The sequence below is a fragment of the Gordonia polyisoprenivorans NBRC 16320 = JCM 10675 genome (genome assembly GCF_000241325.1).
Taxonomy (GTDB): Bacteria; Actinomycetota; Actinomycetes; order Mycobacteriales; family Mycobacteriaceae; genus Gordonia; species Gordonia polyisoprenivorans.
Map to the genome: position 1 here is coordinate 1 of NZ_BAEI01000080.1, position 1,366 is coordinate 1,366.

1 protein-coding gene and 1 other annotated feature are annotated in these 1,366 nt (G+C 64.9%); the gene reads right to left on the reverse strand.

Annotated elements, in window-relative coordinates:
- Positions 1-30 precede the first annotated feature (30 nt).
- Positions 31-1,313, reverse strand: a protein-coding gene (locus GOPIP_RS22270; protein ID WP_373278851.1) for an IS3 family transposase whose coding sequence is annotated in 2 segments (ribosomal slippage) — positions 31-1,031 and positions 1,031-1,313 — 1,284 coding nt in all. Because the reading frame shifts where the segments join, the coding sequence is not laid out codon by codon here.
- Positions 907-1,035 (reverse strand) — a sequence feature (AL1L pseudoknot). Its footprint overlaps the gene before it by 129 nt.
- Positions 1,314-1,366 lie beyond the last annotated feature (53 nt).

A 1,366-nucleotide genomic window follows, 5' to 3' on the forward strand; every position in this document is an offset into this window, starting at 1 on the left:
TGAATCGCCCCGGGTTTGCTGGAGGCTCGGTTAGTTGGTTCCGGCCTCTGCTGGGACCGGGTTCTCACGGTAGCTGGTGACCGTGTGGGCCGCCCAGTAGGCGGCCTCGTACTCGACCGGCGGGACGTGTCCGATCTCGCCGTGCAGACGGCGGTGGTTGAACCACTCGATGTACTCGGCGACCGCGATCTCGACGTCGCCGACACCGCCCCACCCGCTCTTCGGGCGCATGATCGGGTTGCGGATACATTCCGCCTTGAATAACGAGTTGAACGCCTCGGCCATCGCGTTGTCATACGAATCACCCTTGGAGCCAACCGAAGTCACCGCTTCAGCTTCGGCGAGACGCTCGGTGTAACGAATCGCTCGATACTGCACTCCGCGGTCCGAGTGGTGAATCAGTCCGGCCACATCCTGGCCGGCACGATCACGCGCCCACAATCCCATGTCTAAGGCGTCCAATGCGAGGTCGGTGTGCATCGTGGTCGAGACCTGCCAGCCGACGACCACGCGCGAGTACACGTCGAGGATGAACGCCGCGTACACCCAACCGGAGTGGGTGCGGATGTAGGTCAGGTCCGCCACCCACAAGGTGTTCGGCGCCTCGGCGGTGAACTGCCGGCCGACTCGGTCGGCCGGTTGCGGGGTTTCGGCGCCATCGCTGCGGGTGGTCCTGCGTGTCTTCAACCTCGGTATCCCTTGCAGTCCATCGGCTTTCATCAATCGTTCGACAGTGCAGCGCGCCACGTCGATATCCTTTCTGCGTAGTTCGGCGTGGACCTTGCGGGCACCGTAGACGCCGAGATTGTCGGCGTGCACGGTGCGGATCTCGCCGAGCATCTCCCGGTCACGCACCGTGCGTGGCGCCTCGGTCTTGTTCGCACTCAGGTGGGCTCGTACCGTGGACGGAGCGACCTGGGCGGCCGTGTCGCGTAGGGCCGCGCAGATCGGATCGACTCCGTGTTCGTCGCGAGAAGCGGCGACGAACTCCACGATCAACGCTGTGGGCGGTCGATCTCCGCGGCAAAAAAAGCCGACGCCTGCTTCAAGATCGTGTTCGCCCGCCGCAGCTCGCGGTTCTCCCGCTCGAGCTGCGCGATCCGCTCGGAATCGCTGCTCGTGGTCCCCGGCCGCTGCCCGCCATCGATTTCGGCTTGCTTGACCCAGGTGCGTAGCGCCTCCGGGTGCACACCGAGTTGATCGCCGATCCGTTTGAACGCTCCCGGCCGTGTGGCCGGGTCCTTGCGGGCTTCCACCGCCATCCGCGTCGCTCGCTCCTTCAGCTCAATGCTGTACTTCCGAGGTGCTGCCATGCTCTCCATCCTTCACAGGTTCGAGAGCCTCCGACGAACCCGGGGCGGTTCAA